The 24,706-nt window shown below is 53.9% G+C and carries 19 protein-coding genes, 2 tRNA genes, 3 rRNA genes and 1 other RNA gene; 10 read left to right on the top strand and 15 right to left on the bottom strand.

Annotated elements, in window-relative coordinates; genetic code table 11:
* Positions 1–3: 3 nt before the first annotated feature.
* Both JYG33_RS09090 and pyrC read right to left on the bottom strand, forming a co-directional pair.
* Positions 4–825 (bottom strand): hypothetical protein, encoded by an 822-nt coding sequence (locus tag JYG33_RS09090; RefSeq protein ID WP_243430318.1) that lies wholly within the window; start codon positions 823–825, stop codon positions 4–6.
* Positions 826–891: 66 nt separating this feature from the next.
* On the bottom strand, positions 892–1,950 hold the full coding sequence (gene pyrC / locus JYG33_RS09095; RefSeq protein WP_207875614.1) for a dihydroorotase: 1,059 nt from the start codon (positions 1,948–1,950) through the stop codon (positions 892–894).
* 319 nt (positions 1,951–2,269) lie between these two features.
* Here pyrC and JYG33_RS09100 point away from each other — a divergent pair, with 319 nt between their 5' ends.
* From JYG33_RS09100 to JYG33_RS09110, 3 genes are all read left to right on the top strand, one after another.
* Positions 2,270–2,548, top strand: coding sequence for an SWIB/MDM2 domain-containing protein (locus JYG33_RS09100; RefSeq protein WP_009459783.1), 279 nt, complete (start codon positions 2,270–2,272; stop codon positions 2,546–2,548).
* A 106-nt stretch (positions 2,549–2,654) separates the two neighbouring features.
* Positions 2,655–4,100 carry a deoxyribodipyrimidine photo-lyase gene (locus tag JYG33_RS09105; protein ID WP_243430319.1) on the top strand — a complete coding sequence of 482 codons (1,446 nt, stop codon included), beginning with the start codon at positions 2,655–2,657 and terminating at the stop codon, positions 4,098–4,100.
* 18 nt (positions 4,101–4,118) lie between these two features.
* Positions 4,119–4,697 (top strand): hypothetical protein, encoded by a 579-nt coding sequence (locus JYG33_RS09110; protein ID WP_207875616.1) that lies wholly within the window; start codon positions 4,119–4,121, stop codon positions 4,695–4,697.
* Positions 4,698–4,925: 228 nt separating this feature from the next.
* Here JYG33_RS09110 and JYG33_RS09115 read toward each other — a convergent pair whose 3' ends face one another.
* The 6 genes from JYG33_RS09115 to JYG33_RS09140 all read right to left on the bottom strand — a co-directional run bounded on the left by JYG33_RS09115 (position 4,926) and on the right by JYG33_RS09140 (position 11,051).
* Positions 4,926–5,291, bottom strand: coding sequence for a hypothetical protein (locus JYG33_RS09115; RefSeq protein ID WP_153230868.1), 366 nt, complete (start codon positions 5,289–5,291; stop codon positions 4,926–4,928).
* 410 nt (positions 5,292–5,701) lie between these two features.
* Positions 5,702–5,814, bottom strand: a 5S ribosomal RNA gene (gene rrf / locus JYG33_RS09120).
* A gap of 181 nt (positions 5,815–5,995) precedes the next feature.
* Positions 5,996–8,880 (bottom strand): 23S ribosomal RNA (locus tag JYG33_RS09125).
* 375 nt (positions 8,881–9,255) lie between these two features.
* Positions 9,256–9,331: transfer RNA gene (locus tag JYG33_RS09130), tRNA-Ala, on the bottom strand.
* 11 nt (positions 9,332–9,342) lie between these two features.
* Positions 9,343–9,419, bottom strand: a tRNA-Ile gene (locus JYG33_RS09135).
* 93 nt (positions 9,420–9,512) lie between these two features.
* Positions 9,513–11,051 (bottom strand): 16S ribosomal RNA (locus JYG33_RS09140).
* The 16S, 23S and 5S rRNA genes sit together here with 2 tRNA genes alongside, the layout of an rRNA operon.
* A 1,998-nt stretch (positions 11,052–13,049) precedes the next feature.
* On the opposite strand from JYG33_RS09140, the gene JYG33_RS09145 reads away from it, so the two are divergent.
* The 4 genes from JYG33_RS09145 (at position 13,050) to JYG33_RS09160 (ending at position 16,524) form a co-directional block, all read left to right on the top strand.
* Positions 13,050–14,015 carry a rhodanese-like domain-containing protein gene (locus JYG33_RS09145; RefSeq protein ID WP_207875617.1) on the top strand — a complete coding sequence of 322 codons (966 nt, stop codon included), beginning with the start codon at positions 13,050–13,052 and terminating at the stop codon, positions 14,013–14,015.
* A gap of 11 nt (positions 14,016–14,026) precedes the next feature.
* The gene (locus JYG33_RS09150) at positions 14,027–15,133 is read left to right on the top strand and encodes a YeeE/YedE family protein (protein WP_207875618.1); all 1,107 of its coding nucleotides are present in this window, start codon (positions 14,027–14,029) and stop codon (positions 15,131–15,133) included.
* Between the two features lie 11 nt (positions 15,134–15,144).
* Positions 15,145–15,309 carry a hypothetical protein gene (locus tag JYG33_RS09155; RefSeq protein WP_009454924.1) on the top strand — a complete coding sequence of 55 codons (165 nt, stop codon included), beginning with the start codon at positions 15,145–15,147 and terminating at the stop codon, positions 15,307–15,309.
* 243 nt (positions 15,310–15,552) lie between these two features.
* Positions 15,553–16,524: a hypothetical protein gene (locus JYG33_RS09160; protein WP_207875619.1), complete on the top strand. Its 972-nt coding sequence runs from the start codon at positions 15,553–15,555 to the stop codon at positions 16,522–16,524.
* A 6-nt stretch (positions 16,525–16,530) separates the two neighbouring features.
* Here JYG33_RS09160 and msrA read toward each other — a convergent pair whose 3' ends face one another.
* Entirely contained in the window at positions 16,531–17,061 is a 531-nt protein-coding gene (gene msrA / locus JYG33_RS09165) for a peptide-methionine (S)-S-oxide reductase MsrA (protein WP_207875620.1), read from the bottom strand.
* Positions 17,058–17,426 carry a c-type cytochrome gene (locus tag JYG33_RS09170; protein WP_243430320.1) on the bottom strand — a complete coding sequence of 123 codons (369 nt, stop codon included), beginning with the start codon at positions 17,424–17,426 and terminating at the stop codon, positions 17,058–17,060. The genes msrA and JYG33_RS09170 overlap by 4 nt, the downstream gene beginning before the upstream one ends.
* A gap of 84 nt (positions 17,427–17,510) precedes the next feature.
* On the opposite strand from JYG33_RS09170, the gene lgt reads away from it, so the two are divergent.
* A complete protein-coding gene (lgt, locus tag JYG33_RS09175) occupies positions 17,511–18,308 on the top strand; it encodes a prolipoprotein diacylglyceryl transferase (protein ID WP_207875621.1) in 798 nt (265 codons plus the stop codon).
* Between the two features lie 54 nt (positions 18,309–18,362).
* Here lgt and ssrS read toward each other — a convergent pair.
* The 3 genes from ssrS to JYG33_RS09190 form a co-directional block, all read right to left on the bottom strand.
* Positions 18,363–18,546: non-coding RNA, 6S RNA (ssrS, locus tag JYG33_RS09180), on the bottom strand.
* Positions 18,547–18,599: 53 nt separating this feature from the next.
* A complete protein-coding gene (locus JYG33_RS09185; protein ID WP_207875622.1) occupies positions 18,600–18,911 on the bottom strand; it encodes a cell division protein ZapA in 312 nt (103 codons plus the stop codon).
* Between the two features lie 3 nt (positions 18,912–18,914).
* Positions 18,915–19,319, bottom strand: a complete 405-nt coding sequence (locus JYG33_RS09190; protein WP_207875623.1) for a hypothetical protein — start codon at positions 19,317–19,319, stop codon at positions 18,915–18,917.
* Between the two features lie 341 nt (positions 19,320–19,660).
* Between JYG33_RS09190 and JYG33_RS09195 the strand changes: the two genes are divergently transcribed.
* Together JYG33_RS09195 and JYG33_RS09200 are read left to right on the top strand one after the other, a co-directional pair.
* A complete protein-coding gene (locus tag JYG33_RS09195) occupies positions 19,661–20,119 on the top strand; it encodes a tripartite tricarboxylate transporter TctB family protein (protein WP_207875624.1) in 459 nt (152 codons plus the stop codon).
* A gap of 16 nt (positions 20,120–20,135) precedes the next feature.
* Positions 20,136–21,641, top strand: coding sequence for a tripartite tricarboxylate transporter permease (locus JYG33_RS09200; RefSeq protein ID WP_207875625.1), 1,506 nt, complete (start codon positions 20,136–20,138; stop codon positions 21,639–21,641).
* 189 nt (positions 21,642–21,830) lie between these two features.
* Here the strand turns inward: JYG33_RS09200 and JYG33_RS09205 are convergent, their stop codons facing one another.
* Together JYG33_RS09205 and JYG33_RS09210 are read right to left on the bottom strand one after the other, a co-directional pair.
* Positions 21,831–22,865: an FAD-dependent oxidoreductase gene (locus JYG33_RS09205; RefSeq protein WP_207875626.1), complete on the bottom strand. Its 1,035-nt coding sequence runs from the start codon at positions 22,863–22,865 to the stop codon at positions 21,831–21,833.
* A 153-nt stretch (positions 22,866–23,018) separates the two neighbouring features.
* Positions 23,019–24,704 (bottom strand): iron ABC transporter permease, encoded by a 1,686-nt coding sequence (locus JYG33_RS09210; protein WP_207875627.1) that lies wholly within the window; start codon positions 24,702–24,704, stop codon positions 23,019–23,021.
* Between the last annotated feature and the right edge of the window lie 2 nt (positions 24,705–24,706).

The raw sequence follows: 24,706 nt of genomic DNA on the forward strand, positions 1-24,706 counted from the left end.
TGTTTAGCCCCACCGAGCCCAGGGGCGAAACACCAATAGCAAGGTAATCGCAATCGACACGGCGGCAGCCAGCAACAAGGCTGTCAGCCAATGGAAGTGGGTAAAGGTCAAGGCCAGCATCGTACAAAAACCGGCCAGACTCCCCGTCCCCCACAAGGCCGAACGCAAGGTCGCAACCAGGCTGGCAGCGCCCAGCGTTTGATGGATCGTCACGGCCACCACGGTATAGCCAATAGGGAAGGCCATAATCAGCCCCGACAAGCTAGACCCCAAGCGCGAACTGCTGGTTGTCACCACAGCCACCAAGAGACCAGCCAGTGTCCCTCTGAATATCAGCAGCCCCCACCCCGCTTTAGCCTTGCTGGTTCCCTTCATCCCTGCCAGGTGACGCGACACGCGCAAGCTGAAAGCGGTAACGGCAATAAACAAGACCAGGCCTAGCCAAGGCTGTATCGGCATGAAGGACAGCAAAAAGGCAGCGACCGCCCAGCCTGCCACCGCACACAACAAGGTACGCCAGGGCGATAAGGTAGGAGCACATAGAATAATGAGCAGCAAAAACAGTTGAGTCGCGCTAAGCGAATACACGGCATAAGTTGCCGCCTGCTGCACATAATCGGCCGGAAATTGTTGGGCCAGAAAATAAAAACCGGGGCCCAAGACCATGGGCAAACCAGCCAAGGCGCCACCGATCAAGGGACCGAATGCCCCGACAGACCAGGACACCAGCACCACAACCAATCCGGTAGCCACCATTCGGACCGCCAAGGCGGACCATTCAATATCAAGAAAAACAGTTTCCACGGACTTATCACGTGAGGACATCCGCTATAAAGACCTGCCCGCTCAAATAGGACTAATACCATTTGAGCCGGGCAGCTTCTCTATAACTTAGCCCACCACACTCCAGTCCAGGGCCTGACCGGCTGCGAGCGGGATCAAAGGCTCGCCCGCCATTTCCACGGATTCGGGAATCATGAACTCGGCGCGTTGCAGCGTCATTGTGCCTTCATTGACGGGCAGACCGTAAAAGGCGGGACCGTTCAGGCTGGCAAATGCCTCCAGCTTATCCAGACGCCCGGCCTTGTCAAAAGCACTGGCATACAGCTCCATCGCGTGTAGTGCGGTATAACAGCCCGCACAGCCACAGCTTTGCTCTTTGCGGCTACGCGAGTGCGGTGCACTGTCCGTACCCAGGAAGAAACGATTGCTGTCGCTAGTAGCAGCCGCAAGCAATGCCTGGCGGTGTTTCTCGCGCTTCAACACGGGCAAACAGTACCAATGTGGTTGCAGGCCGCCTTGGAACAAGGCATTACGGTTATAGAGCAAGTGATGAGCGGTGATGGTCGCGGCAACCGGGCCGTCAGCCTGGCTGACATAAGCTGCACCCTCAGCCGTGGTCAAATGTTCAAACACGACCTTCAGCTCCGGGAAAGCCTTGCGCATAGGAATCATCACGCGCTCGATAAATACGGCTTCACGGTCGAACAAGTCGATGCTTGGGTCAGTGACCTCACCGTGCATCAACAAAGGCATACCCGATTCCTGCATCTGGGCCAGAGCCTTGGAACAGTTTTTCAGCAGATCCGTCACACCGGCGTCGGAGTTGGTCGTGGCACCGGCAGGATACAGCTTCACCCCATGCACCACCCCGCTTTCCTTGGCACGAACAATTTCCTCGGGCGGCGTATTGTCAGTCAGGTACAAAGTCATCAAAGGCTCAAACTTGCCGGCATACTCGGTTTTGGCCAAGGCGCTCAAGATACGCTCGCGGTAAGCCAGCGCCTGTGCCGTGGCAGTTACCGGCGGGGTCAGGTTAGGCATGACGATGGCCCGATCAAATTGCGCCGCTGTATGGCCCAAGACCGATTCCAACACGGCGCCATCGCGCAGGTGCAAATGCCAATCGTCAGGACGACGGATGACCAGGGTATCCACAGTAGGGCTCATATCTTTACTCAATATCAAACAAAGGACCCGCGCTTTTCACCATCAGTAAAGCAACAGGCGCCACAATTGCCTTCCAGCAGGCCGAATCCATCATTATGCTACAGCTACCTGTGCTGCGCATGATTGGCACAGGAATCCCGAGCCAAAATCCATAGTGCGTTGCAGCAGCCTGTAAACACTGGAAAAATTGCTTACAGACCGGCAAAGCTCCGACTCACAAAGGGCTTGGACGTATAGGGAGTATCACGGTATGCTGACAGACAAGTCGTGCCCTAGCGCATAACCCGCCCCTTCAACTCGTTTCTCAGGAGTTTCGTTCATGGCCAGCACTGAAAAAAAGCCTGCTACCCGCAAACCCAATGCAGCCTTCATGAAACCACTCACTCCTAGCCCAACACTGGCTGCGGTGATTGGCTCTGGCGCGCTGCCGCGTACTGAAGTTACGAAGAAAATCTGGGAATACATCAAGAAACACGATCTGCAAGATCCCAAGAACCGTCGCAACATCAATGCCGACGCCAAGCTGCGCCCTTTGTTCGGCAAGGATCAGGTCTCCATGTTTGAACTGACCAAGCTGGTCAGCGCTCACCTGAAATAAGCACGGGGTGCCCAGGCACCTCTGGCAATATCGGGCCGCGTCGCTGAGCTTTCAGCCGCGGCCCTTTTTTATACGGCGGCATCAAGCCCCCTGCTTTTTCGTCTTCATGCCGATTCAATCTATTACTCCCCCCCAGACAACACCACACGTACTGTGCTGGCTACGCCGTGATCTGCGCCTGCACGACCATGCGGCCTTGTACCATGCCTTAAAAAGTGGCCTGCCCGTGGCCTGTGTATTTGTCTTTGACAGCACTATCCTGCAATCCCTGCCTGCAGAGGATGTACGACTGGCTTTTATCCACGACAGCCTGCTGCAAATACAGGAACAACTACGCCAGCACGGCAGCGAGCTGATCACGGTTTACGGCGACCCCATTCAGAAAATCCCCGAACTGGCCGCCAGCCTGAATGCAAAAACCATCTATGCAAATGAGGACTATGAGCCCGCTGCCCTGACTCGTGACCAAACGCTTGGCCAGGCACTGGCGGCCCAAGGCGTCAATCTGAAGCTGTTTAAAGATCAAGTCATCTTTGCTCGCGATGAAATCCTGACGCAACAGCAGCAGCCCTATACCGTCTTTACGCCCTATAAGCGCAACTGGCTGGGCCGCATCCGTTCTGAAGATGTTCAGGCCTATGACTGCACACAAGGACAGTGGGCAGCGCTTCCCGCTCAAAACCTGCCCGATCTGGCTGACTTGGGTTTCCAGAACGAGTCCCGCGAGCAACTGTTGAATCCGGCAGGCTGGCAAGGGGCGCAAACCTTGCTGGAGCAATTTGAACCCAGAATTCGCGCGTACCAAGAACGCCGGGATTTTCCAGCCAAGCGAGGCGTCTCTTACCTGGCGCCACATCTACGGTTTGGAACGCTCTCTATCCGTCAGGCAGTTTCCCTGGCCTGGCCCAGCGACTCCGAAGGTGCCGCTACCTGGCTAAGTGAACTGATTTGGCGTGAGTTCTACCAACAGTTCTTATGGCATCACCCGGAAACCGCCACAGAGAGCTTCAGGCCCGCCTACAAGGACCTCCCCTTCCCCAACCGCACAGACTGGTTTGAAGCCTGGAAAGATGGGCAGACTGGCTACCCCATTGTGGATGCCGCAATGCGTCAGTTAAACCAGTCTGGCTATATGCATAACCGACTTCGTATGATCAGCGCCTCCTTTCTGGTGAAAGACTTGCTGATAGACTGGCGTTGGGGTGAGCAATATTTTGCTAAAAAGCTGCTTGATTACGATATGGCTTCCAATGTGGGAGGCTGGCAATGGGCTGCTTCTACCGGGTGTGATGCGCAACCTTACTTTCGCATTTTCAACCCCATCACCCAATCACGTAAATTTGATCCGGACGGGCAATTTATACGGCGTTATGTGCCAGAACTGGCATCACTGGATAAACAAGCGGTGCACGCACCCTGGCAAGCCAAGCAACTCCCCTTGGAGTTCAGGCTGGGACACGATTACCCGGCCCCTATCGTGGATCATGACGAACAAAGGCATCGTGCTTTGGCTCTATTCAAGCGGGCAGGAGAACCAGAGCAGGTAGATTGAAATACCTTAAGGATAGTTATGTCAGAGAGCTCCAGACCACCACCGCCAGCCAGTACTCCGGTACTGCTACAAAATCTGCAAGCCGCCCATCCTCAAGCGCAAGTGGCCATCCTGGACTTCAGTGCCGATCACGCTGAAATCAACCTGGCTCATAAAGGCGTCCCGGTGCATACCGAGCACTTCCCGGAACTAAGTGGCGTACAGCTACTGGCTAGCTGTTTTGCCGATTCCAGTTCGCGCGCCGCCCAACTGGAACATGCCATTGAAGTTGTGGAAGACGCCATCATGCCAGCCAGTCTGGACCTGCGTCAGTTCATGGTGTTTGCCGCTGGGGAATTTGCGGAAGAACTGAGCGCCTGGCTTAATGAAGCCCAAGGCAGCGAGCAGCACATTTTGAATCGGGACATGATTGACGATCTGTTCACCCTTTACGCTGCAGCCAGCCAAGGGGCCATCAGCCTGAAGATGATCAACGCTGGCTCTTTGGAAAATATCCATAAGCTGGTCAATAATCAAAATCTGGGTATTTACCTGCTACTGCTGCGTGAGTGCCTGCACCATATGCACATTGAGCAGATCCACTTGCTAGCCCCCTGAAGGCTTCATGGACAGAGATTCCCAGTAATGCGAGGGGTTCATCCAGAGCAAGAAGAGGTATAGCCAGGAAGCTTCCGGCACATCCACACAAAGTCACGCCACCCAACAAAGCAGAATCACCTCAGCAAACAACACAAACAACAAAACATAAAAAAAGGTGCTCATCAGAGCACCTTTTTAAATACTTCTCTCCTGCCTCTACCAGAGCAGTCCTGATCCTGACGCTACTTAGTAGTCGTGACCCAAAGCCTGACCACCGGCCAAGGCCAACCAGCCCTTGATCAGACGGTGAATAATCCATACCAAGGCTACCAGAGCGGTTACCCAACCAATAAAGATAGTCGTCAACAGAGCGCTCAGAACTACCCAGAGCAAACCCCACCAGAACGTCTTGATGACCCAGTCCAGATGGCTGGCATAAATTGTGCCCGATGCATCGCCACGTTTGACGTAGGCCAGAATCACAGCCGCCACAGCAGCAGCACCAAAGATACCTGCGCTGATCATAGCCAAAGAAAACAAGCCATAGCAGATGTGCGTGATTTTGCGCAGCGACAAGCCTGGTTCAAGCTCGGGGCTAATGGGCTGATTCATTCGGTTCTCCTGAAACAAGCATTAACAATAACTAGACCGAACTATTTTACCCATACTTTGGGCATTAACCGTATGACAGTGGCAGAGCTACCACCATGTAGATAGAAGGAGCGAGGAGGATCTGTACAGAAGGGAGGATAAGCCTGCCCGGAACGAGCGTTGAGATGTGGTCTGCTGGGTGCAGAGTGGGGATATCGGGTAGTAATGGGAGATAAATCTGCCCAGAACGGGCGTAGCGGGACGGCGTAGGCCTGCCCTGATCGGTCCAGGAGAGCGGAGCCTGTGCTACAGACAGAGCACAGTGGCCGAGCTACCACCCTGCAGGCAGCAGATGGTGCCTCTACGATTTGGCCTCGCATAAAACAAAACCCCCGCAAGCGATGAGCTTGCGGGGGTTTTGAGGAATAAGAGCTTGACGATGACCTACTTTCACAGACGTCCGTCCACTATCATCGGCGCAAAGGCGTTTCACAATCCTGTTCGGGATGGGAAGGTGTGGGACCACCTCGCTATGGTCGTCAAGCGTAAACTGGTTGCCGAGTCGTCTTTCAAGGGACGCCCCAGCCAATTGGAAGAAGCACCTTGCTGTGATCAGTACGGATCAATCAGCAAGTGTTTGCGAAGGTGTCGAGCGCGGGTTGCGCTGCACTTCAATATTACGTTCTGTGGTCAACAACTTAACTCACTACAACCTCAAGGGTTATAGGATCAAGCCACACGGGCAATTAGTACTGGTTAGCTACATGCATTACTGCACTTCCACACCCAGCCTATCAACGTCCTGGTCTCGGACGACCCTACAGGGAGGTCAAGCCTCCGGGATATCTAATCTTCAGACGAGTTTCCCGCTTAGATGCCTTCAGCGGTTATCTCTTCCGTACGTAGCTACTCGGCAATGCCATTGGCATGACAACCGATACACCAGTGGTACGTCCACTCCGGTCCTCTCGTACTAGGAGCAGGCTCCGTCAAATATCCAACGCCCACGGCAGATAGGGACCAAACTGTCTCACGACGTTTTAAACCCAGCTCACGTACCTCTTTAAATGGCGAACAGCCATACCCTTGGGACCGGCTACAGCCCCAGGATGAGATGAGCCGACATCGAGGTGCCAAACACCGCCGTCGATATGAACTCTTGGGCGGTATCAGCCTGTTATCCCCAGAGTACCTTTTATCCGTTGAGCGATGGCCCTTCCATACAGAACCACCGGATCACTATGTCCTACTTTCGTACCTGTTCGACTTGTCAGTCTCACAGTCAAGCACGCTTATGCCATTGCACTATCAAGACGATTTCCGACCGTCTCTAGCGTACCTTCGAACTCCTCCGTTACACTTTAGGAGGAGACCGCCCCAGTCAAACTGCCCACCATGCACGGTCCCCGATCCCGATAAGGGACCTAGGTTAGAACCGCAAACAGACCAGGGTGGTATTTCAAGGTTGGCTCCACGCAATCTGGCGATCACGCTTCAATGCCTCCCACCTATCCTACACAGGCCGGTTCACAATCCAATGCAAAGCTACAGTAAAGGTTCATGGGGTCTTTCCGTCTAGCCGCGGGGAGATTGCATCATCACAACCATGTCAACTTCGCTGAGTCTCAGGAGGAGACAGTGTGGCCATCGTTACGCCATTCGTGCAGGTCGGAACTTACCCGACAAGGAATTTCGCTACCTTAGGACCGTTATAGTTACGGCCGCCGTTTACCGGGGCTTCGATCAAGAGCTTGCACCCCATCACTTAACCTTCCGGCACCGGGCAGGCGTCACACCCTATACGTCCACTTTCGTGTTTGCAGAGTGCTGTGTTTTTAGTAAACAGTCGCAGCCACCGATTCACTGCGGCCTCTTCATGCTTTGTGCGCAGGCACATCACACTAGTGAGGCATACCTTCTCCCGAAGTTACGGTATTAATTTGCCGAGTTCCTTCTCCTGAGTTCTCTCAAGCGCCTTGGAATATTCATCCCGTCCACCTGTGTCGGTTTGCGGTACGGTCTCGTAGAGCTGAAGCTTAGAGGCTTTTCTTGGAACTGCTTCCAGTTAGTTTAGAGCCGAAGCTCTATCCAGTCACACCCTTGAATTACGCACCCGGATTTGCCTAAGTGCCTTCTATGATGCGCCAACGGGGACATCCAACACCCCGATAACATTCTGCAATCCGTCCCCCCATCGCACTCTACGACGGTGCGGGAATATTAACCCGCTTCCCATCAGCTACGCATCTCTGCCTCGCCTTAGGGGCCGACTCACCCTGCGCCGATGAACGTTGCGCAGGAAACCTTGGACTTACGGCGAGGGGGCTTTTCACCCCCTTTATCGCTACTCATGTCAGCATTCTCACTTCCGATACCTCCAGCATTCCTCACGGAACACCTTCACAGGCTTACGGAACGCTCTCCTACCATGTGTACTAAAAGTACACATCCGCAGCTTCGGTCTATGGCTTAGCCCCGTTACATCTTCCGCGCAGGACGACTCGATCAGTGAGCTATTACGCTTTCTTTAAAGGATGGCTGCTTCTAAGCCAACCTCCTGACTGTCTATGCCTTCCCACTTCGTTTCCCACTTAGCCATAGTTAGGGACCTTAGCTGGCGGTCTGGGTTGTTTCCCTCTTGAGTCCGGACGTTAGCACCCGGTGCTCTGTCTCCCGTACTGTACTTGCCGGTATTCGGAGTTTGCCATGGGTTGGTAAGTCGCTGTGACCCCCTAGCCATAACAGTGCTCTACCCCCGGCAGTAATATACGAGGCACTACCTAAATAGTTTTCGGAGAGAACCAGCTATCTCCAGGCTTGTTTAGCCTTTCACTCCGATCCACAGCTCATCCCCTAATTTTTCAACATTAGTGGGTTCGGTCCTCCAGCACGTGTTACCGTGCCTTCAACCTGGCCATGGATAGATCGCCTGGTTTCGGGTCTACACCCAGCGACTGAATCGCCCTATTCGGACTCGCTTTCGCTACGCCTCCCCTATTCGGTTAAGCTTGCCACTGAATGTAAGTCGCTGACCCATTATACAAAAGGTACGCAGTCACACCACGAAGGTGCTCCTACTGTTTGTATGCATATGATTTCAGGATCTATTTCACTCCCCTTCCGGGGTTCTTTTCGCCTTTCCCTCACGGTACTGGTTCACTATCGGTCGATCACGAGTATTTAGCCTTGGAGGATGGTCCCCCCATATTCAGACAGGATTTCACGTGTCCCGCCCTACTTGTTCGATGCTTAGTTCCACGTACTGAATTTCGCCTACAGGGCTATCACCTGCTACGGCTGGACTTTCCATTCCATTCGACTATTCAATACGCTAAAACATCCAGGCTGGTCCGGTTTCGCTCGCCACTACTTCCGGAATCTCGGTTGATTTCTTTTCCTCGAGTTACTGAGATGGTTCAGTTCACTCGGTTCGCCTCCACATGCCTATGTATTCAGCATGGGATACCGTATTACTACGGTGGGTTTCCCCATTCGGACATCTACGGATCAAAGCTTGTTTGCCAGCTCCCCGTAGCTTTTCGCAGGCTACCGCGTCCTTCATCGCCTGTGATCGCCAAGGCATCCATCATATGCACTTATTCGCTTGATCCTATAACGCTTGATGCTGTTATAGGAATATGAGTATACGTTGTTGCCGTTCATCAATCCTTAGCTGTTATCCAATCCGAAGATCAGACAACGTCTATATTTTTGAGAACTTTCGTTGAACATAATTTGTTCTGTTGCAATCACAACCCGTGTATTGTCATCACAAGGCGACTAATCGCTTTGCGTTTATTAGACAACACACCTTCGTTGTGCTTCTTCCTAATTGTTAAAGAGCAATTCGTGGGTTGTATAACCCAACGAGCAGCATTCTTGTAAAAGAACACTCTTCGTTGAATCTAACGCCAGGTCAACCGTTGTTGGCCTGTGCCCTATACTCTGTCATGAACCTTGCTGTATCTACCAACCACAAAAGCGGTGGTGGAGGATGACGGGATCGAACCGACGACCCCCTGCTTGCAAAGCAGGTGCTCTCCCAGCTGAGCTAATCCCCCGAGGTAATCGTTGGTGGGTCAAGTTGGAATCGAACCAACGACCCCCGCCTTATCAAGACGGTGCTCTAACCGACTGAGCTACTGACCCATCTATCACCAGTGGGCGATACCTTCAATGGTCATGACATTAACTAACAGCCAATAAGTGTGGACGCTTTCGCTTTGCGAGCCATTCGCTCTAAAAGGAGGTGATCCAGCCGCACCTTCCGATACGGCTACCTTGTTACGACTTCACCCCAGTCATGAATCCCACCGTGGTAAGCGCCCTCCTTGCGGTTAGGCTACCTACTTCTGGTGAAACCCACTCCCATGGTGTGACGGGCGGTGTGTACAAGACCCGGGAACGTATTCACCGCGACATTCTGATCCGCGATTACTAGCGATTCCGACTTCACGCAGTCGAGTTGCAGACTGCGATCCGGACTACGATCGGGTTTCTGAGATTGGCTCCCCCTCGCGGGTTGGCGACCCTCTGTCCCGACCATTGTATGACGTGTGAAGCCCTACCCATAAGGGCCATGAGGACTTGACGTCATCCCCACCTTCCTCCGGTTTGTCACCGGCAGTCTCATTAGAGTGCTCTTGCGTAGCAACTAATGACAAGGGTTGCGCTCGTTGCGGGACTTAACCCAACATCTCACGACACGAGCTGACGACAGCCATGCAGCACCTGTGTTCCGGTTCTCTTGCGAGCACTGCCAAATCTCTTCGGCATTCCAGACATGTCAAGGGTAGGTAAGGTTTTTCGCGTTGCATCGAATTAATCCACATCATCCACCGCTTGTGCGGGTCCCCGTCAATTCCTTTGAGTTTTAATCTTGCGACCGTACTCCCCAGGCGGTCAACTTCACGCGTTAGCTGCGCTACTAAGGCCTAACGGCCCCAACAGCTAGTTGACATCGTTTAGGGCGTGGACTACCAGGGTATCTAATCCTGTTTGCTCCCCACGCTTTCGTGTCTGAGCGTCAGTATTATCCCAGGGGGCTGCCTTCGCCATCGGTATTCCTCCACATATCTACGCATTTCACTGCTACACGTGGAATTCTACCCCCCTCTGACATACTCTAGCTCGGCAGTTAAAAATGCAGTTCCAAGGTTGAGCCCTGGGATTTCACATCTTTCTTTCCGAACCGCCTACACACGCTTTACGCCCAGTAATTCCGATTAACGCTTGCACCCTACGTATTACCGCGGCTGCTGGCACGTAGTTAGCCGGTGCTTATTCTGCAGATACCGTCAGCAGTACCTCGTATTAGGAGGTACCTTTTCTTCTCTGCCAAAAGTACTTTACAACCCGAAGGCCTTCATCATACACGCGGGATGGCTGGATCAGGGTTTCCCCCATTGTCCAAAATTCCCCACTGCTGCCTCCCGTAGGAGTCTGGGCCGTGTCTCAGTCCCAGTGTGGCTGGTCGTCCTCTCAAACCAGCTACGGATCGTTGCCTTGGTGAGCCTTTACCCCACCAACTAGCTAATCCGATATCGGCCGCTCCAATAGTGAGAGGTTCCGAAGAATCCCCCCCTTTCCCCCGTAGGGCGTATGCGGTATTAGCCACTCTTTCGAGTAGTTATCCCCCGCTACTGGGCACGTTCCGATATATTACTCACCCGTCCGCCACTCGCCACCAAGAGAGCAAGCTCTCTCGTGCTGCCGTTCGACTTGCATGTGTAAAGCATCCCGCTAGCGTTCAATCTGAGCCAGGATCAAACTCTTCAGTTTAATCTCTGTGGTTGTCCCGTCTTGCGACGAGACCGATTGTGTCTCAAAGAAAAATTCAGAGTTACACAAGGTAATTCTTCATCTTTCGTTTGTGAGCACTTGATACAAACTTGTGGCGATCCCCGAAGGGTTCGACTCGCTCATTCCAAGCGCCCACACTTATCGGCTGTTAATTGTTAAAGAGCAGTGACAGTTGTCTGTCGTTCTACTGACTAACCCGGCTGGCTCGTCGCGCTTAGCGCTTCGTGCCTTGCTGTGTTAGCAGCAGAGAAACGAGATTATGAAGCAGATCAGGTAGTGTGTCAAGCGTTTTTTTGAAGAAGTTAGAAAGTTTTAAAACCGTCCAACTCGTCCCGCTTAACCAGAACTTTCGTTCCGTCCTACCTGGCGAACAATCAACCGCAAGGCTAACTATCCAACTTCACAAACAAGGGTAAATTTTCAAATCTGTTTCAACCTTCGAAACCGCTTAAAAACTTAACGTTGCGTTCTCTGGAGCAGAACCTAGAACTTTAACACAGAATTTTCTGATTTGTCAAGCTCCGGGTTTTACGCCGTGTCAGTTACCTGACTCAGTCATTCAAGCTTCGGTGCGGACCTCTTGGTCAAGGCGGTGAATCTTGGCTAACTGCTCTCTGCGGCGCCTCGGGAAAACCCTGTGTGTGCTGCAGCGAGAAAAGAACTATAGCACGATGATTTTCAGACGTGCAAGCCTTCTTTGCCATTTTTCTTAGCATTTGAGGAAAGGAAACCCCGTAAAACGCCGTAGAACATTGATAACTATGAACAATAACTATAAAAATAATTTTTAGATTAATTTTGGATTTTTTGTCCTGGTAGTGAGCCTACCCGTCCTCAGACGCAAATCCTAAGCTAATCAGCTATTTTCTCGCAAAGAATAGCCAGATATTCTCCAGCCGCTCAGCATTTCCCCTCTCTATATAGAGAAGAAGCGAAAACACCGCCAACACTAGTCACCAGTCAGCAGTCCCTGTGCTTACTTGCTTACTTGCTTACTTGCTTACTTGCTTACTTGCTTACTTGCTTACTTGCTTACTTGCTTACTTGCTTACTTGCTTACTTGCTTACTTGCTTACTTGCTTACTTGCTTACTTGCTTACTTGCTTACTTGCTTACTTGCTTACTTGCTTGCTTGCTTGCTTGCTTGCTTGCTTGCTTGCTTGCTTGCTTGCTTGCTTGCTTGCTTGCTTGCTTGCTTGCTTGCTTGCTTGCTTGCTTGCTTGCGAAATAAGGAAATGATGAGAAGAAAAAATGGAGACATGGAGAGCCAACAAAGAAACGCCAGCAAGAACACTGCATCAGCCCTTCCCCCCAACCAAGAGTGTCTCTATATAGATATAGAGTTGAATGGCCTCCAAGATCGAGTGTTATGCAGGGCTGTTAGCCGCTCGAGGCTCCGGGACAGGGGGTTGGGGCGAGTCAGACGACTTGCCTTGTCAGAGTCACAATCGGGGATGCAAGCAGTCTGCTGTTTGAGCCCAACGCTTGTGATTGGTCCGGGGGACCAATCACTGGGCGAGTTCAGACTGCGCCCCGATTGTGACTCCGACAAGGGGACCGGCGCAACGCGCCGGCAAGTCGTCCGCCCCAATCCCCTGTCCCGGGGCTTCGAGTGGCGACCTACATAGAGCGGCTGGAGCAATGAACGCCTCTCTCTCTATATAGAGGAGCCATTCATCATTGCGACTCTACTCTCTCTATATATAGATACGCTCACTCTATATAGAGACTAATGACACACTGACCTCATAGAGACACGCAGCCAGAAACACACAGCCAGAGCGGCACAAGCCCACCCAATGCAGAGCTGCAAACAAAGCCCCTCCCATCTACTCTATAGAGATAGCCCCCTTCCCTTTACGCCCACAAGCAATAAGCTAATCCCCAATTCATTGTTATTTTCTGTAGCCACGTTCATTACCATTCCTTATGCACTTAATCCTCTAAGCAGGCCCCTGCTTACTCAAGAGAGTAATAATGATCAAACCTATCCTCATCTCCTTGGCATTTGCATTCAGCTCGGTCCTGGCACCGACTGTCTCCGCAGAGCCAAGCGCACCCGAAACAGCCGCCAAGCCAGCGGCTCTGATCTCGGCTGCAGACCTGGCCACCAAGCTGGACCAGAGCAATCTGCGTATTCTGGATATCCGCACAGACAAAGAATATGCAGCAGGCCACGTACCTGGTGCAGTCCATACTCCCTATGGCGCCTATCGCGGCCCAGCCGAAAACGCCGGAGCCTTGCGCTCGGAAGCCGACCTATCCGCATTGTTCAGCAAAGCAGGCATTTCCAAAGACAGCTACGTTGTCGTGACCTACGCAGGTGCAAACCCCACCGACTTCGGTGCCGCCGCCCGCGTGTACTGGACATTGAAAGCAGGCGGTCTGACACAGCTATCCATTCTGGACGGTGGCCTGCAAGCCTGGGAAGCCGAAAGCAAACCCTTGAGCAAAGACGCCCCAAGCGTCCCCCCTACAGAATTCAGCTACCACTACAACAAAGACATGGTGGTCAGCACACAAGAAGTAGCTGACTACATCAAGAACGGCCAAGCCCCCGTCTTGCTGGACGCTCGCCCCACCGAGTTTTTCAAAGGCGAAAAGCGTGTTGACGCCGCCGCCCGCTATGGCACCTTGCCCGGCGCACGCGAACTGGACTTCAACAGCTTCTTTCGCAGCGACAAGCCCGTCCTGAAAGACACGGGCGAACTCGTCAAGATCGTCAAAGAACAAGGCCTAGACGACAAACCCACCGTTTCGTTCTGCAATACCGGCCACTGGGCTGCCACCAACTGGTTTGTCCTCTCCGAACTGGCAGGCAACCCCAATGTGAAGCTCTACCCCGAGTCCGTCGTGGAATGGAGCCGCAGCAGCTTGCCCATGGATAATCAGCCCTCCCGCTTCGAGGTTTTGAAGCTCGATGCCAAGCGCGCCATTAACTAAAGAAATCGACCATGCTTTATCTGACTAGACTGGGCTTTATCCTGGCCAGCCTGGCCCTGATTGTTGGGGTCGCGCTGGTAGGTGGCCTGCGCCAAGGGCTGCTGGCCCTTTTGGGGATTGGCTTTGGCGCGGTACTGCAAGGTGCCCGCTTTGGCTTTACCACCGGTTGGCGCAACTATATCGAGCGTCGCGACCCTCAAGGAATCTGGGCACAAATGCTCTTGCTAGTATTGGCCGCCGCCTTCACCCTGCCCTTGATTGCCGATAGTGGTGGCGAGCTGGTAGGCGCAATTGCCCCCTTGACCATCAGCCTGGTGCTGGGAGCCTTCCTGTTTGGCGCCGCCATGCAGCTGGCCGACGGTTGCGGCTCCGGGACCTTGTATAAAGCAGGCGCTGGTGCACCGATCTCATTCGCCGTCTTGCCTACTTTCGCGATTGGCAGCTTTTTGGGTGCATCGCATCAACCCGGCTGGATTGCGTTGGGCGGTTTACCCGCTATCGACCTGACCGTCTCCTTGGGCTGGCCCACCGCCTTGCTGATTACCGTACTGGGCTGCGCCGCCGTGTCCTGGTTCGTAGGCCGAGGTGCACGTCGCCATCAAAAAGAGCACAACGGCACACCCGCCAAATGGGAAATGCGCTGGTGGATGGGCGCCTTGCTGCTGGCCGTGCTGTACGCCATTCACATGATCGTTGCAGGCCAGCCTTGGGGTATCGTCTACGGTATTGGCCTGTGGGGCGCCAAAGTATTCTCCGCCTTGGGCTGGACACCGGTTGGCGACGCATTCTGGGGGGTTGCTCCCCATGCACAACGTCTGGCAGAACCTGTTTTGGCCGACGTTACCTCCGTCACCAACTTCGGTTTGATTCTGGGTGCCATGGCCGCCTCACGCTGGAACCATCCTGCCAATTTCAAATCGCCCAATGCTCGCACTTTATGGGTAGGCGCGATTGCGGGTCTGGTCATGGGCTACAGTGCCCGTATGGCCTTTGGATGTAATGTGGGCGCATTCCTGGGAGGCATTGCCTCGGCCAGCATACATGGCTGGGTCTGGTTTGCACTGGCCTTTGCCGGGTCCATCATAGGCGTGCGTATTCGTCGCCGCGTTAACCCTTGAGTGGCGCCACCATGAGCAAAACTACTTTCCGCCTTATTACCAGTACCTTCTGGCTGGTCGTTGTCTTGTTGGTTGTCATGGACAGTCTGCAAGACTATCCCTACCGTCCTGAACCCGCCCCCATTGCCTGGGGTAGTGGACAAGCCGCCAGTGGCGGTCACTGCTCGGGTCGATAAGTCACCCGGCCACCAGGCCTGAAACGCCCCTGATTCACAAAACTTTGGCAGCGACTTCTGTATGCTGCACAAGGTTTCAAGATCAGGGGCTTTTTTATAGGCGATCTAAACACACCCGCCCCATAGCAGTAAAAAGACCAGGACACGACGCCCCCTGCTCTTCAGTTGGACAGGAGCCACAGCACACCAAAACTGTCTGCTTGCCGTGCTAGCATCAGTCAAATTTTCACTGCTCCCGCTGTCATGCTGAATTTCCTACGCACCACGCTGATCCGCAGTCTGCGCATGTTCTATACCGTTGCACGCATCATGATCCCCATCATGATCGCGGTGCGTATTGCTGCGCAGTTGGGTTTGATTGAGCAAGCCGGGAAGTTGATTGGCCCTGTCATGGCCTTGGTCGGGTTACCTGCCGAAGCCGGGATTGTTTGGGCGACCACCGCCTTGGCCGGAATTTATGCAGGCATAGGCTCCATGGCAGCCTTGGGCGACAGCTTGAGTTTCAATGTCGCCCAGATCAGCGTCCTGGGCACCATGATGCTGTTTGCGCACAATATGCCCATGGAGCAAGCCATTGTGCGTAAAGCCGGAGCCAGTTTCTGGTTTACAGCGGCTCTACGCATTATTTGTGCCTTGCTCTACGGCGCTCTGTTGGCCTGGGGCCTGAACAGCGCCGGACTGCTGCAAGAACCTGTATCCCTGGCCTGGCTGTATGGGCAGTCAAATGCCACGCAAGGTGGCTGGCAAGGCTGGATAGATTGGTTTTGGGGCACAGCCAGCTCTCTGCTGATGACCTGGCTCATTATCCTGGGCTTGTTGCTGATTTTATCTGTGCTGGACAAGATAGGCTTCACCCGTGTGTTGACCCGGCTGCTGCTACCCTTGCTGCGGTTTTCCGGCCTGGAAGAGCGCGTTGCCCCCACAACCACGATTGGCGTATTGCTGGGTCTAAGCTATGGCGGCGCTTTGATTATTGATGAGTCCCGCCAGCAAAATTACAGTCCCCGAACACGTCTGCTGGCTTTGTCCTGGCTGTCTTTAAGCCATTCCCTGATTGAAGACACCATTCTTATTCTGGCTCTGGGTGCCAACATCTGGGTGGCTCTGGTGGGCCGACTTGTTCTGACTTTGCTGGTTATTGGCCTGATGGCCCGGCTGACATTACCAGGTAGCGCCCTGTACAGACGCTACCTTGCTCCTGCTACCCACACGTGAGCCGCTTTAGCTTTTAATCAGCAAATCCTGAAAGCGCTGATAGAACTTCTTGAGCTTGGGCGCGATCACCATCTGGCAATAAGCCTGCTCGGGATGCAGCGCAAAATAATCGTGGTGATAGTCCTCGGCTTCCCAGAATCGGGAGCTGTCGAGCACATGCGTCACGATAGGCGCGTCAAATTGCGGCTTGATTTCTTCAATGACCTCAAAGGCCTGGCGTCGCTGCTCTTCATCCTGACAAAAAATGGCAGAGGCGTATTGCGGACCTTGATCAGCCCCCTGACGGTCAGGCGTGGTGGGGTCATGGGTCAGGAAAAACACTTCCAGCAAATCCCGATAGGAAATGACGGAAGGGTCAAACTCCACTTTGACCACTTCAATGTGGCCGGTCTGCTTACCGCAAACCTGTTCATAAGTGGGATGCTCAATATGGCCACCACAATACCCAGGCACCACCGACTGCACACCTCGCAAGGCCTTGAAAATCCCTTCGGTGCACCAAAAGCATCCGCCACCTAGTATGGCTGTTTCCTTCATGAATTCTCCTTTGTTGACGAATTGGCTAGACTCAGCAACCAGGCAGCAATCGCTTGTGCCTGCTCGGCGCTAATCCGGTTTTGAGCGGGCATGGGAATCGCTCCCCAGTTTCCGCGGCTCCCCTGCTGAATTTGTCGCTGCAAATACGCCTGGGTTTCCTGCACCGGACCTTGCGCATAGCGTTGGGCGATCTCCCGAAAAGGAGGACCCACCCGTTTACGATCAATCTGATGACAGGACAAACACTGCGCCTGTACGGTCTCCATCAAGGCTACCGTATCAGCCTTTGCGACTGGATTAAAGATCAGCCACCCATAAAAAACTACTAATGGTAAACGGCTGGCCCAAGAGACTGAATGCAGCATGATCCTTCCCTTACAATTTACCCAGCCCTAGCCTGGGCTCGCAGTCACGCTATTATCTGTTATTCACCTCTGTAATGGGCACGCATGTTAATTCATCCGCAGTTTGATCCCGTCGCCATACAACTTGGTCCCCTTGCCATTCACTGGTATGGCTTGATGTATCTGGTCGGCTTTGGCCTGGTCTGGCTGGCTGGCATGGCGCGTATTCGCGCAGGCTATACCCTGCTGACACGCAAAGACCTGGAAGACCTGATCTTTTACTGCGTCCTGGGCGTGGTAGCAGGTGGTCGTCTTGGCTATACCTTGTTCTATCAGCCCGCCTACTACTTGTCGCATCCGCTGGAAATTCTGTATGTCTGGCAAGGTGGCATGTCCTTTCATGGCGGCCTGATTGGCGTCCTGGTGACGATTGCACTATTTGCCCGGAACCGACAACGGCGCTTTCTGGAAATCAGCGATTTCCTGGCTCCCTTGATTCCGCTGGGACTGGCCGTGGGCCGCCTGGGTAATTTCATTAACGGTGAACTGTGGGGCCGTCCTAGCGATGTGTCCTGGGCTATGGTGTTCCCGCAAGTGGACTCCATCCCCCGCCACCCCTCGCAGTTGTACGAGATGGCTCTGGAAGGCATCGCCCTGTTTATCCTGCTGTGGTGGTTTACGCGCCGCCCACGTGCCGTGGGCCAGACCAGTGCCCTGTTCCTGATCGGCTATGGTTTCTTCCGCTTCATGGTGGAGTACACCCGCGAACCTGATGGCTACCTGGGGTTGCTGAGCGCGGGCTTGTCGATGGGACAGTGGTTGTCCTTGCCCATGATTGTGGCCGGACTGGCTTTGTTTGCTTATGCCAGCAAGCGGGGTGTGACGCCCGGCAGTCAGGGATAAGAAGATCTGCAGAAAAGAAAAAAGCCCGTCCAGATGTGGACGGGCTTTTTTTGTAGGTGCCCCACCATTGCCGTCAAGACCGGCATCCTGGAACCGAGGGTCCAAGATCGGCTGTCATCAAGCCAGCTTCGGGTTCGTCGACGAGGACGATCGCTCCTACTGGCTAATCCAACAACCTGTATGCCAAAAGCATTGGTTCAAGGAATGTATGGTCGTGTCACGAACACGGCAGGGACTTACTGGGATGAAGCTGCCCGCGAGGAACAACAAGGGGCAGCTTTCAAATTTGGTCTAGCGCGCAGTACCCGAAGGTTCGATGACATCGTCAATCATTGCGTGCATGTCCTCAATTTTACGCTTGAAATCGCCAAATGCAACATTAGCCAGTGGACCATCAGGTGCTTTAGCGGATAAAAACTCGCTGGCGATCTGAATGGCAGCCATAACAGCGATGCGTTCGTTCCCCGAGACGCGGCCAGAGCCCTTGATGGACTGCATGCGCTGATCAACCAGTTTGACAGCTTCAAGCAAGCGCGCTTTTTCGGATGGTGGGCATGCCAGAGAATACTCGCGGCCCAACAGGGAAATATCGACTCGTTCCATGACTTACTCCTGTACCGCACCGGGTAGACGCATCAGGATCGAACCGATCTGGTCACGAGCCTGTCCTGCTACATCGCGCAACACGCCCATGCCTGCACGCGCACTATCAAGCTCGCGGCGCAAAGCCACGATTTGAGCTTGTTCTTGCTCAAGCAGTTTTTTCAGTTCTGCCTGATCGGCTTGTGCTTGTTGCTGCACCACATCCAATTGACGCTGATGGGTAGCAACACCGGTGGACAGGGACTCGAACTCGTCCTGTTGACGTCGATTTTGCTGGCGCAAGGCGTCCAGCTCGGCATCCTGAGTTTTCAGACGAGCTAATAATTGAGCGCGTTCAGCGTTTAGCTGACGAGATTGCTCTACCAGTTGACCGATACGGTCAGCGAGAAAGTCGAGATCTTGCAACATGGGCCTTATCGTAAACCATTGCTAGCGTTACTGGGTAGAGGAATTTCATACTAATGATAACCTTTCACCCATCTTTCCATTACCTTTCAAACTTCTTTCAAAGCATCCTATTGACCAGCCAACACGCTCCCAAAAAACCCTAAATTTCCCGATTTACCGGGAAAACCCTTAAAAACTAGGGTCAAGTCAGGGTTTCCAGTCTTCAAGTGCTCCATTACCATGCGTCACCTCTGTTCAATGCAGTCGGCACAGGCAGAGCGTGGAGCTCAGCTCCAACATAAAGAAGCTGACACAGGAAAAAGGAAAACCAATGCGCAAGGCAGACAAGGAGAATCCACCTTATGCAAATTAAAAATAAACAGGACTTCTGGTCCGGGATCATGTTCGTGGTGATAGGCGCAGCTTTTGCGCTTGGAGCCACCAGCTACTCGATGGGAACCGCTGCCCGCATGGGACCAGGCTACTTCCCTTTCTGGCTGGGGGTATGCCTGGCTCTATTGGGGGCTGTTGTCACATTCAATTCGATGTCTGCCAAAGCGGAAGAAACCGAAGTAGAGAAGTTTAACTGGAAAGTGGCCCTGGTTATCATCGGCGCGGTGGTGCTTTGTGGTCTGACGCTCAATTCTCTGGGTGTCTACATTTCCATTTTCTTGCTTGTTCTGATCAGCAGCTTTGCCAGCCATGAATTTAGCTGGCCTGTTGCACTGGGCGCAGCCGTGTTTCTGGTGCTGTTCGTCTGGTTGGCATTCATCAAGGGCCTGGGGCTGGTGTTCCCCTTGTGGCCAAGTTTTCTGGCCTGATTGGAGGTGAACGGAAATGGAATTATTTGACAACCTGATGCTGGGTTTCTCCGTGGCGATCACGCCCGAGAACCTGGCCTACGCCCTGCTCGGTTGCATACTGGGCACCCTGATTGGCGTGTTGCCTGGCATTGGCCCTGTGCCTACCATCGCCATGCTGCTGCCCATTACCTATGTGCTGCCTCCCGTGGCTGGCCTGATCATGTTGGCCGGTATTTACTACGGCGCTCAGTATGGTGGGTCCACAACGGCCATTCTGGTCGCCTTGCCGGGGGAAACCTCAGCGGTGGTAACTGTGCTGGACGGCCACCAGATGGCGCGTAATGGTCGGGCCGGTGCGGCCTTGGCGATTGCTGCTCTGGGTTCTTTCTTCGCTGGTTGTGTGGCCACCGTGCTGCTGGCTGCCTTTGCGCCTCCTTTGGCTGAAGTCGCCTTCAAGTTTGGACCTGCGGAGTATTTCTCATTAATGGTCTTAGGTCTGGTCGGCGCTGTGGTGCTGGCCTCCGGCTCCCTGCCTAAAGCCATCTGCATGATCTTGCTGGGTCTGCTGCTGGGTATGGTCGGTACAGACGTGAACTCCGGCGTCGCCCGTTACGACTTTGGTATTCCAGAACTGCAAGACGGTATCGACTTTGCCGTGGTTGCCATGGGTGTGTTTGGTTTCTCTGAAATCATGAACAACCTGGAACTGGGCGACCAGCGTGTCGAGATCACAGGCAAAGTGGGTTCTTTGTATCCCAACAAACAGGAATTTAAAGAGTCCTGGCCTGCTGTTGTCCGTGGTACTGCCATGGGTTCGGTACTGGGTATCTTGCCCGGTGGCGGTGCGGTGTTGTCTTCCTTTGCGTCCTACACGCTGGAGAAGAAAATCTCCCGCAATCCTGAGCGCTTTGGTAAAGGTCACCCTGCTGGTCTGGCTGGCCCTGAGTCGGCTAACAACGCAGCAGCCCAGACTTCGTTCATCCCGCTGCTGACCTTGGGTATTCCAGGTAACGCGGTAACGGCTCTGATGATTGGTGCGATGACCATCCACAACATTCAGCCCGGCCCACAAGTGATGACCAGCCACCCCGAGCTGTTCTGGGGCCTGATTGCCTCCATGTGGATCGGTAACCTGATGCTGGTGATTCTGAACCTGCCATTGGTCGGTCTGTGGGTGAAGCTGCTGAAAGTGCCTTACCGCCTTCTGTTCCCTGCCATTCTGGTGTTCTGCACGGTCGGTGTGTACTCGCTGAACTACAACGTGTTTGATATCTTGGTTACCGCTGCCTTTGGTTTTGTTGGCTACGTGTGGTCCAAGCTGCGTTGTGAAGGTGCACCATTGCTGCTGGGTCTGGTTCTGGGACCGATGATGGAAGAAAACTTCCGTCGTGCCCTGCTCTTGTCTCGCGGTGATTACACCACCTTCCTGACTCGCCCACTGTCTTTGTCCTTGTTGGTGTTGGCGGCCTTCCTGGTCGTGATCGTTGCCTTGCCTTCGGTGAAAAAGAAACGCGAAGCCACTTTTGTGGAAGAGGACTAAGACACAGCCAGTCCTCTGGTTTGAAAGCTCCCTCTGAAAGGGAGCATTCAAACCGGCGCAGTAAACAAGAAGGCCTGATTTCGTCTCTCCACGAAATCAGGCCTTTTTCTTTGTCGCCTGGTTTTGCCGCTTGGTTTCAAGACAGTTCAATCTTCTGAAGACAGAACAGATCCGCCCCAAAAGCAAACATCAAGCAGCCAGAACGGCTTGTGTGCACTGCCTTCCCAACAAGGGAGCCAGAATGACACCGGGATGGGCGACGACCGCAAACAAGCCATCCAAACTCCCAATGGGGCCGCATAAAGGAAGCTTGTTGCAAGTCATGGGGCGCTGCCCGACTTCTATAGACAATACGCGCGGGACAGACGGCAGTTTCAACAACTGGGCAATGGACTGACATGTTTCTTCAGCCAAGCTTTGCAAACCTGCTTTTCCTTCCAAGGGATAGTCCAACGCCGACATCAATCCCCTTTCCTTGCCCGGTCGTAACTCCAAGTCCTGGGCACAGAGTAAATGTCGGATCAGAGTTCTATCAGCATCAAGACGCAGCAAGACGGCGGGCTGCTGCTCAATAGACAGAGCTACCCCTGCACTGGCTGCCAAAGCCAAGGCTCCATAAGCATTAGCCAGTACCACCTTGTCGGCATAGATGGCTTGCCCCTGCATCTCTACGCCGGTAACTCGCCCTCCTGCCGACAGCACACACTGCACCTTGCCAGACAGAACCGTGGCTCCGCCCACTTGTGCAGCCTGAATAAAGCAACGGGCCAGATCCACGGGTTCCAAGGCGAAGTCATCCGGTGCCCACATTGCCAAATCAGGTACAGCCGCCAGCGACGGTTCTTTTTGACGCACTTGCGTAGCCGACCAGCTTTCCACCCTGGAGCCTGCTGCCAGATGTTCAGCAATTGAGGCGGCTGTCTCATTCTTCGTCGCCCCCCAGGACAAGGCTCCGCGCACTGTCACAGGCAAGGTCCCCAAAGCCTGCTCCAGACGTTTGAACTCCTCCAGAGCATGCAGGCGCAAGGCAAAGGCGTCAGGGTCATCAGAGGGCGCGCTGGCGCTGGCTCCTACCCATCCAAAAGAAGCGGAAGTTGCACTAGGCGTGCTGCCCGGCCCTTGATCGATCAGGGTCACAGCAGCACCCGCTTGAGTCAGATGCCAGGCGACCGACGCTCCCATCACGCCGCCACCGACGACCAGAACTTTGCATTTATGCGTCATAGCTTTCTACGAATTAATAAACAGAAGCAGTCTGCTCTGTATGTGACTACACAAGCGAACAGCCAGAATGGCGACAAGATACGGTCTGCTACGAGCAAAAACAACAATGGCCTGAATCCCTTGCGGAATTCAGGCCATTGAGATCAGCCCAACTTACATCGTGCCTTGACGACGTTTGTAGAAGTTACCGATATACATGGCCAGCAGCACCAGCACGGTAGAGATCAGAATCATGATGATCCCCAGTGCGGAGAGCTTGCCCCACAACCCATCTTCGGCATAGCCCAGCACCTGCACCGCCAGCACTTCCGTGCCAGGGCGGGACAGCACGACGGACACGGTCAACTCACGGATAAACATGGTGGCCATCAAAATCCATGCAGACACCACACCGGGAATCAGCAATGGAATAATGATGCGGCGCATGGTCGTCCAGGAACTGGCCCCGGCAACGGCAGAGGACTCTTCCAGGTGAGCATGCACCTGCACAAAAGCCGCCGACAAAGGCCGGATACCGTAAGGCAGATAGGCCGCGATATAGGCAAGCAGCAAGGCTGTCAGCGTGGCATACAAAGGCGTTTGCACGAAGAACCACATAAAACCGATACCAATCACAATCCCCGGGAAGGAGAAGGACAGGAAGCTCAAGGTATCCAGCAGCGCCGCCGCCCGCGTTCGTAACTTGACCACGACATAGGCCACAAACAACGAGAGCAGCACACCCAGACTGGCCCCGACCACCGCCAGGAACAGACTGTTCTTCATGGCGACTTTGGAGATCGGGTCTTGAATGACATCAATCCAGTTCGCCCAGCTCATCAAGGAGAAGGCACGAGCGCTAGGCACCATGGAGTACGGAATCATGGAGGTGTAGAGCAACACGGCCACGGGCAGCACCACCATCAGCAAGCTGATAATGCCCACGATGATGAACAGCGGGATTTTGGCGCGACGCAGTTCCAGTTGAGTGGGCTTGAACCCCCGGCTGGAGATCGTCACATACTTGCTGCTTTCTGCCGTCATGTAGCGGTACAGCACAATCAGGGCAATGGAGGCCGACAATACACTCATGCCCAGCGCCGCCGCTTTTCCGTAATCCGGCGCGAAGCCGGTTGAGATCATCTCGAACAGATACGTGGCCAGCACATCCACACGACCCGGCGTACCCAGAACTCGTGGCACGGCGTAGGAAGCCAGGGCCCGCACAATTGCCAGAATGAACGCCGCCATAATGGCTGGGCGCAAAATCGGTAAGGTCACCCGCGTCAAGGTTCGCCACAGACCGCCCCCGAACACACGGGAGGACTCTTCCATGGAAACGTCAAACGAGGCCATGGCGGGCGCAATGATCAGGTAGGCCACGGGCATGTTCAACAAGCCCTCGACCAGAATCATGCCCCACAGGGAGTAAATGTTCAGCGGCGCTTCCTGCAGACCCAAGGTGTCCTGCAAGAACATATTGATCAGGCCGTTGGACGGATTCAGCAGCAGTGCCCAGCTTACCGAGAACAGCAAGTGCGGAATCATCATGGGTACGATGGACAGCACCGTGAACACCCCTTTCATGGGCATGTTCGTACGCGTATTCAGGTAGGCCAGAAAAACTGCCAGCGCGGTGGAGAACAGGGACGAACCCAGCACGAAGACCACCGTATTAAAGGTGACTTCCAGCAAGAAAGGGTCGGTATAGGCAGCTACGTACTTGGCCGTGGTGAAAGAGCCAAAAGCGGTCAGGCCCTGCGAGAAGCTGCCCAACAGCAACATCAGGACCGGGCACAGCGTCAGAAAACCGACGATCAGAATAAGCGACCAGCTAAGTGGTCTGCGAGTTTGATTCATGA

This window comes from Alcaligenes sp. SORT26 (assembly GCF_017377875.1).
In the GTDB taxonomy this organism is placed as follows: domain Bacteria; phylum Pseudomonadota; class Gammaproteobacteria; order Burkholderiales; family Burkholderiaceae_B; genus Alcaligenes; species Alcaligenes parafaecalis.

Bases quoted from the DNA above. Each gene is read 5' to 3' on its own strand.
- JYG33_RS09210 (WP_207875627.1), bottom strand. From the start codon at position 24,704: ATGAATCAAACTCGCAGACCACTTAGCTGGTCGCTTATTCTGATCGTC.
- pyrC (WP_207875614.1), bottom strand. From the start codon at position 1,950: ATGAGCCCTACTGTGGATACCCTGGTCATCCGTCGTCCTGACGATTGG.
- JYG33_RS09145 (WP_207875617.1), top strand. From the start codon at position 13,050: ATGATCAAACCTATCCTCATCTCCTTGGCATTTGCATTCAGCTCGGTC.
- msrA (WP_207875620.1), bottom strand. From the start codon at position 17,061: ATGAAGGAAACAGCCATACTAGGTGGCGGATGCTTTTGGTGCACCGAA.
- JYG33_RS09155 (WP_009454924.1), top strand. From the start codon at position 15,145: ATGAGCAAAACTACTTTCCGCCTTATTACCAGTACCTTCTGGCTGGTC.
- JYG33_RS09200 (WP_207875625.1), top strand. From the start codon at position 20,136: ATGGAATTATTTGACAACCTGATGCTGGGTTTCTCCGTGGCGATCACG.
- lgt (WP_207875621.1), top strand. From the start codon at position 17,511: ATGTTAATTCATCCGCAGTTTGATCCCGTCGCCATACAACTTGGTCCC.
- JYG33_RS09105 (WP_243430319.1), top strand. From the start codon at position 2,655: ATGCCGATTCAATCTATTACTCCCCCCCAGACAACACCACACGTACTG.
- JYG33_RS09150 (WP_207875618.1), top strand. From the start codon at position 14,027: ATGCTTTATCTGACTAGACTGGGCTTTATCCTGGCCAGCCTGGCCCTG.
- JYG33_RS09195 (WP_207875624.1), top strand. From the start codon at position 19,661: ATGCAAATTAAAAATAAACAGGACTTCTGGTCCGGGATCATGTTCGTG.
- JYG33_RS09110 (WP_207875616.1), top strand. From the start codon at position 4,119: ATGTCAGAGAGCTCCAGACCACCACCGCCAGCCAGTACTCCGGTACTG.
- JYG33_RS09170 (WP_243430320.1), bottom strand. From the start codon at position 17,426: ATGCTGCATTCAGTCTCTTGGGCCAGCCGTTTACCATTAGTAGTTTTT.
- JYG33_RS09090 (WP_243430318.1), bottom strand. From the start codon at position 825: ATGTCCTCACGTGATAAGTCCGTGGAAACTGTTTTTCTTGATATTGAA.
- JYG33_RS09160 (WP_207875619.1), top strand. From the start codon at position 15,553: ATGCTGAATTTCCTACGCACCACGCTGATCCGCAGTCTGCGCATGTTC.
- JYG33_RS09115 (WP_153230868.1), bottom strand. From the start codon at position 5,291: ATGAATCAGCCCATTAGCCCCGAGCTTGAACCAGGCTTGTCGCTGCGC.
- JYG33_RS09205 (WP_207875626.1), bottom strand. From the start codon at position 22,865: ATGACGCATAAATGCAAAGTTCTGGTCGTCGGTGGCGGCGTGATGGGA.
- JYG33_RS09190 (WP_207875623.1), bottom strand. From the start codon at position 19,319: ATGTTGCAAGATCTCGACTTTCTCGCTGACCGTATCGGTCAACTGGTA.
- JYG33_RS09100 (WP_009459783.1), top strand. From the start codon at position 2,270: ATGGCCAGCACTGAAAAAAAGCCTGCTACCCGCAAACCCAATGCAGCC.
- JYG33_RS09185 (WP_207875622.1), bottom strand. From the start codon at position 18,911: ATGGAACGAGTCGATATTTCCCTGTTGGGCCGCGAGTATTCTCTGGCA.